Source organism: Streptomyces sp. NPDC059851 (assembly GCF_042732005.1).
Classification (GTDB): domain Bacteria; phylum Actinomycetota; class Actinomycetes; order Streptomycetales; family Streptomycetaceae; genus Streptomyces.
Genome location: NZ_JBHWJJ010000237.1, coordinates 1 through 6,463 on the forward strand (window position 1 = coordinate 1; position 6,463 = coordinate 6,463).

Annotated in this window: 6 protein-coding genes; 1 reads left to right on the forward strand and 5 read right to left on the reverse strand. The window is 67.5% G+C overall.

The features are described from left to right. Positions 1-366: 366 nt before the first annotated feature. The 5 genes from ACFV7Q_RS38035 to ACFV7Q_RS38055 all read right to left on the reverse strand — a co-directional run bounded on the left by ACFV7Q_RS38035 (position 367) and on the right by ACFV7Q_RS38055 (position 4,453). A complete protein-coding gene (locus tag ACFV7Q_RS38035; RefSeq protein WP_385435521.1) occupies positions 367-2,340 on the reverse strand; it encodes an AAA family ATPase in 1,974 nt (657 codons plus the stop codon). Between the two features lie 308 nt (positions 2,341-2,648). After that, positions 2,649-3,185 (reverse strand): hypothetical protein, encoded by a 537-nt coding sequence (locus tag ACFV7Q_RS38040; RefSeq protein WP_385435522.1) that lies wholly within the window; start codon positions 3,183-3,185, stop codon positions 2,649-2,651. Then, positions 3,182-3,550, reverse strand: a complete 369-nt coding sequence (locus ACFV7Q_RS38045) for a hypothetical protein (RefSeq protein ID WP_385435523.1) — start codon at positions 3,548-3,550, stop codon at positions 3,182-3,184. The genes ACFV7Q_RS38040 and ACFV7Q_RS38045 overlap by 4 nt, the downstream gene beginning before the upstream one ends. A 297-nt stretch (positions 3,551-3,847) precedes the next feature. Next, positions 3,848-4,270: a hypothetical protein gene (locus ACFV7Q_RS38050; protein ID WP_385435524.1), complete on the reverse strand. Its 423-nt coding sequence runs from the start codon at positions 4,268-4,270 to the stop codon at positions 3,848-3,850. A gap of 21 nt (positions 4,271-4,291) precedes the next feature. Beyond that, on the reverse strand, positions 4,292-4,453 hold the full coding sequence (locus ACFV7Q_RS38055) for a hypothetical protein (RefSeq protein WP_385435525.1): 162 nt from the start codon (positions 4,451-4,453) through the stop codon (positions 4,292-4,294). Between the two features lie 561 nt (positions 4,454-5,014). On the opposite strand from ACFV7Q_RS38055, the gene ACFV7Q_RS38060 reads away from it, so the two are divergent. Next, a complete protein-coding gene (locus ACFV7Q_RS38060; RefSeq protein ID WP_385435526.1) occupies positions 5,015-6,295 on the forward strand; it encodes a tyrosine-type recombinase/integrase in 1,281 nt (426 codons plus the stop codon). The last annotated feature ends 168 nt before the right edge of the window (positions 6,296-6,463 follow it).

Consider the following 6,463-nt stretch of genomic DNA (forward strand, 5'->3'; position numbering starts at 1 on the left):
GGCGGGGCCGAGCCGGTGGTCGTGAAGCTGGGCGTGTGGGTCTCCAACACCAAGCAGCGACGCAACAAACTCACCCACGACCAGCTGAACGCGCTCGCGAAACTGGGCGTGGACTGGGCGTAATCGACTGCTGAGCCGGACCGGTCTGGAGTCGCTCGCCCCGAAGCCCGCGCCGCCGGTGACCCCGCAGCGGGCGGTGCGGGAGCACCACGAGTAGCTGTACAAGGGCGGGACCCGCACATGCTGGTCCATCGAGCGCTTCGGGCCGCCCTCCGATCGGGAGAGCTACGGGCACAACCTCTGGCCGCCCTCTATGCCGCGAGAGCCCGGGCCCGTAAAGGCCCGGGCTCTCATCTGTCGGCAGGTTCAGGCCGTGAGCTTCCTGAAGATCGTCTCAAAGCGGTCGAGGGTGTCGTCGTCGACCTGCGCGAAGAAGGCATCCTTGTCTCGGGTGAGCTGGTGCGCGGGGCCAACGTGATCGAAGTCTCGGGGCTTGCGCTGCTTCTCCCGGGCGATTCCGATGCGCTGGAGGATCGGGAGGGGCTTGTCGGGGGTGATCAGGTCTTCCTCGTTGACGGTGACCTCGGTGGCCTTGTTGTAGAGCCAGAGGTAGTCCTTGGTGGAGAACAGGTCCTCGATGTCGGCCGTCTCTGGGAGGCCGTCGAGCTGGCCGATGACGGTGATGTGGAACGTGTCGACTTCGGCGGCTTCGGCGGCGCTGAGGACCTTGGCGGTCACCTTGGTGGTCTCGGCCCCGTCGATGAGCGCGCGGACGGACAACCGTCGTCCCATGACTGCGATGAAGGCGGGCATGTTGCCGATGCCGCCGACCGGGATGATGGCCAGCCGGGGATCCAGGCCGATGCGGCCCTGGCTGACCAGGTGGTCGGACATCCGCATGAGGAAGACGAAGTCGCTGCTGCCTTCCACGGCCAGGAGCGGGCCGGCTCCCGGGAACAGGTGCTGCGCCACGGAGTATCCGAGCGCCGCTTCCACCGGCAGGATCGTCTTCGGATCCGCGGACAGGCTGACCGAGGTGATGACCACGCCCGGGTTCGGGTCGGCGCGGGTCGCCTGGTCGTGGATGGCGCGCATCGTCTCGTACCGCGTGGGGTCGATCATGTGCTGGGAGTGGGTGGTGTAGAGGACCTGCTGCTTGGGCCCGAGTTCGCTGTAGACGTACCGGAGGAAGTCGCCCTGGGCCTCGCCGTGCAGGCTGGTTCCCGGTTCGTCCAGCAGGACGACGCGTTCGTCGGTGTCGCGGTAGACGCTGAATGCGGCGAGGAAGGAGAAGAACCACTGGAAGCCGGTGGAGCGGGTGGAGAAGTTGGTCTCCACGCCGCCGTGCCGGTCGTCGCGCAGCTCTATCTTGAGCAGCCGGTGGTGGTCCTGCGGCTGGCCGTTGGCGTCCGGGGGCATGGGGGTCAGGTCGGTGTCGAAGGAGACGGTGAGGTCTTCGTTCTGCTTCCAGTACTGGAAGACCTGAGCGCTAAGGTCCAGGCTGGCGGCCTGGAGCTCGGCCTTGCGGCTGGCGTAGTCCTCGTCAAGGAAGTCGTCCGGCCCCTCCCCTGCGAGTCGGAGCAAGGACATCATGGTCTCGTCGCCGCGCTGCCACTGCTGGGTCTTCGCTCGTTCGGCGAGTGCGTGGAGGTCGCAGTCGCCGGGGAGCATCTCATAGGTGGAGAAGTAAAAGAACTTCGGGAGCAGCTCGATCAGCTGCTCGTGCTCCTCGTCATCGAGGCCCTCTTCGACGTACTTCTTGTAGCGGTCCAGCTCGGCCGGGACTTTCTCGATGGCCTTGACCTGGGCCGTCTTTTTGCCGCTGCCGACTTCCTTGGCGCGGGCCTTCGCCGCGGCGCTCACGGCCTCGATGGTCGTGTAGTCCCCAGTGATGGCCTTCTGGTCCTCCTCGTCGTCAACGCCGGCCTCTTCGAAGACGGCCGCCAGGACGTCCACGAAGGCGCAGTGCACATCGGCTTGGAGGCTGCCGTCGTAGAGGCGGGACGCCGTGGCGTACGCCTGTGCCGGCGGCCGTACGCCGACCAGTTCCTCAATCGCGTCGAAGTCGGAGTCCTCCAACTCGAATACGGCCGTCACGGGGGCGACCGTGTCGAGGTCCTTCGTGCGCCGGTCCTTAGCCAGGTGCCGTCGCGGGTAGTCGGTGGTGACGTGGAAGTCGTCAGCGTTGTTGGCCGGGTTCAGCCGGTGCAGGGCCTTCAGGACTGTCGTCTTGCCCGACTCGTTCTTCCCGATCAGGCACGTGACTTCGGGGTCGACCACCATGGTCTGCTTGTTCGTGATGTTGCGGAACGTCTCGATCTGCACGGACGTCACCAGCATGGCACTCCCCTCCAAGGGCCACATTGCCCTTGTGCGATCCGCGCAGCGTGGGGGCCTGTGCCAGACGGGACAGGTGCGACCGCGCGCGATGTGGCTAATCAGTCAGTATGAATCCCGCCTCCGACAGTCACGGCAGGTTTCTGCACGCCGGGCCTGCGCTGCCGACGAAGCCGCACCCCACCCGTGCGGGAGCACGTGCGGGTGGGGCGGCTCAAGAGGGGGTCGTCGCAGGCGGCGAGGCCCGTGTCCTGTTGCTGGTGTCCGAGATCTCGCCAGGCTCGACGCCGCTGAGCAGGTGGGCGGTCGTGCTACGCGACCGCCGCGGCGAACTTCACCGACGGGATGCCGGAGTCCTCGGGGAGCTCAGCGAGGGGACGACGGGGGAGGCCGGAGACGATCCAGAGGCGCATGATGTCGTGGGTGACCAGCTGACCGGAGCCCGTTCCGTCCTCGTTGAGGATGTCGACCTTCAGCAGCACCCGTTCCCCGGACTCCCCCAGCATCCAGAGATCCAGGAAGTACGGGCGTCGGCACGTACGAAGGTTGCGGCGCTGGTTCTTCCACCGGAAGCTCACGATGCCGTCGGCGAAGGCGGTCAGCCTAAGGGCGCCGGATGCGTAGGCGGGGCGGCCGTCCCAGATCCACACCATGTGGCCGTGGTCCAGTTCGCGTCCCATGATCTGCGTCGGGGACATGCTCGCGTGCTGGATCTCCACCACGCATTCGTCGGCCGCGATCAGGTCGGCGATGTGGTTTCCGCGCCGCTGTTCGCGTTGGGACGCCGGCACCATGAGCTTCCAGTGGTCGTGCCACTGGGTCGAGGAGTAGACGAGGGGGAGGTTCATACCGCTCCCACCAGGGTCTCCAGATCGGCCTCGTTCATGCCCAGTTCCGCGGCGCCGATACCCATCGCGGCCAGTGCGTCCAGCCCGATCTTGGGATTCTCCTTGATGCGGTCCTTCGCCCGCTGGAGAGCGTGGAGCTGGTTCTCCAGTTCCTTGTACTGGCCCGCGAGGATCTTGCGGAACTCCCGGCTGTCCTTCTCCTGCTGGAGCAGGTGCTTCTGGTTGCCCTTGATGGCGAGGAGCTGCTTGGTCACCTCCACGATGCGGGCGTGTACCAGGTCGACGGGCAGGAACGAGCGCTGCCCGGGGATGCTGGCCTCCCCGTCGGTCCCGGTGCCGCAGCCACCGCTGGCGAGGCCGGGCACCGTTCCGCCGCCGCAGAGTCCGGGAATCGGCGGGGTCGCCCCGCCGGGTTCCTTCGTGCCGCCGTCCGCCTACCCCGGCAGGCGGTGTATCGGGGCCGCTGTGCGCGAAGCGGACCATCAGGTCATGGTCCAGTGACCCGAGGACGGGGCCGAAGACGACTTTGAAGTACTCGATCGCGGGCAGCTCGCCCGCCCGGACCGCGTCGAGCATGAGGTCCATGAACTCGCCGGCCCGCCGGTGCTTGTCACTGTGCTGCGCGAACAGCGAGCCGTAGTTGTCCGTGATCCACTGACGGGTCAACCGACAGTGAGCTGAGGCGCGAGGCGGTCACCGCACACCCGCCAGTCCGGACGTCCGGGCCGAGTGCAGCCGCTGCGCCCAGTGCACAAGGCCCTCACACGCCTTCTCCAGGTCGTTGAGCATGTCCTCGTCGGCGATGTTTCGGGGAGGGGGAGGTTCGCGGCGGCATGGGTGAGCATCGCGTAGGCCGGCTGCCAGGCGCCGAAGATCGTGGTCGTCTCGCAGCGCAGCCAGCCGCGGTCGGTGTAGCCGAGCTGGTGGCCGTGGAGGTAGGCCGCGGCGTCCAAGGCGTCGGGGTGGACCAGAGCGACGGCGATTACCTCGGTGGCCTGCACGCCGCCGTGGCGATGCCACAGCGGGGAGGCGGGCGGCTCGGGGTAGGCGAGGGCGTGGTCGAGATGACGGTCGGTGCTGCTCATGGGAGCCTCCGGTAGGAGGGGTCAGGCGGGGGTGGCGCGCTGGCCGCTCTTGGACTGGGTGCCGGAGGCGAACCGGCCGAGGCGGGCCTCAACCGGGTTCGCGGCGATCCAGTCCTCTGCGCACGCCTTGTGCACGGGCTCCCCGGCGTGGGAGCGCATCGGCGTGGGCTTGTCGCACAGCACGCAGGGGCGGTCCTGCCAGCGGTCGAAGTGCTGGCTGTCGCGCCACTCGAGGAGAGCGCCTTGGAGGCGGGACCAGGCCCGGCTCGAAGGGCGCCTTCTTGCTTCGGGTGCGGGTCACGGCCGGAGGTCGGGCAGCTGCTGAAGTACGCGCTCCAGCAGGGCCGGCGGCAAGGGCGTGGCGTTCATGCGGCCCGTCCCCACACGCTGGTACCGGGGCGGCCGGCTCGGCGGCCGTTGATGGACGGCATCGTGAGGTGCTGCCGGGTCGCGAGGATCGCCCGGCCGAAGTGCTTGCCGTCGTACAGGGCAGCGTCGGCGGCCCGTTGCAGCAGGCCTCAGTTCGCGGGAGCCGACCCCGCGCGGGACTGCGGCGCCGACCGAAGCGCCGACGTCGACGGTGCGGCCGTCGTCGAGGACGACCGGGGTGTGCAGCATCCGGACCAGCTGCGCCAGGCGCTGCTCCAGGCTGTCGGCGGGGAGCGGGACAACGACGGCGAACCGTTGACTGAACTAGCTCAATTGTTTTCGCAGGTCAGACGGCCCTTCTGCTAGCTTCCGTGGATGCTTGGACGTGATCCCGAGAGGGAGTTAGCGAGCTTCGTGCTGCCCGAGGCCGGACAGCTGGCGGAGACGGGAGATCGATGGAGGCCGTTTGTCCTCCTGGACGCGGACGGGGTCGAGGTCGAACCCGTGGCCGCCTTCTTCGCGGAGCTGCTGGCTTGTGACAAGCCAGCAGCCACGATCCGGTCGTACGGAATGGACCTGCTGCGTTGGTGGCGCTTCCTGTGGGGTTGGGGGATCGCTTGGGATCGTGCAGTCCGGTCGGATGCTCGGGACTTCGCCCGCTGGATGAAGATCGCGAACAAGCCCGCACCGCTGCACTGGCGCCACCGACGGGACATCAAGACGGAGACAGCACCAAAGCCAGCAACAGAGAAGCTGCCGCCTGGAGCCCCCAATCCGATCACGGGAAAGTCGTCACCAGGGCCGAGATACGCGCCGACAACGCGAGCGCACTGCGAGACCGTCCTGCGGGCCTTCTACGACTTCCACCTCTCCGAGGGAACCGGCCCGATCCTGAACCCGTTTCCACTGGATCGCTCGCGGCGTCATGGCAGGGCACACGCTCACCACAACCCTGACGAGCGGTTTTGCCACGAACGGCAGGGCCGCTACCGGCCGACCATCCCCAAGCGAGCGCCTCGGCGGATCCCCGACGCGATGTTCAACGCGCTCTTCGCCGCGCTAAAGCACGACCGTGATCGAGCTCTGCTGGCCTTCTGGGTTTCCAACGGGGCTCGCGCCGAGGAACTGCTCACCAGTCGGCAACGCGACGCGCTGCCCGGCCAACAGGTCCTGGGGGTGGTCCGCAAGGGGAGCCGGGCCTATCAACAACTCCCCTGCTCAGCGGACGCTTTCGTCTGGTTACGGCCCTATCAGGAGAGCGCCTGGCGGGCTGGGGTCCCCCGCGGACAGAACGAGGGGCTGTGGTGGACGTTACGCCGCCCGTGGCGCCCCCTGAACTATCCGGCGGCCCGTGCGATGTTCAACCGGGCCAACAGCTTGCTCGGTACGAACTGGACTCTCCACGATCTTCGACACACCGCCGCCTATCGGCTGGCGAGGGATCCGAAGATGCCGCTGACCGACGTGCAGTGGGTGCTCGGTCATGCACACGTGTCGACGACACAGCTCTATCTTCCGGCCGACCGGGACGAGGTGATCGAACATGTTCGGGCACACCATGCCCGACGGGCCAAGTCCGCCGAGCGGACTCCCGCGCCTCCGGCAGCCGGCTACAACCCTGAATCCCTCAACAACCTATTCGGGACTGCCTGGTGACACCTACGGAGACCACGTCCGTCACGACGCATGTCGCACCTCCCGCGTCCCTGAGCCTGGCCGGCGAGGCATTGAGCGTTTTCAGCGGTGAGTTTCCAGGGTGAGGATGGCTTTGACGATTGACGTAAGTCCGTTGGGGCTGCAGCGGGCTTTGCGGAGGATGCGCCA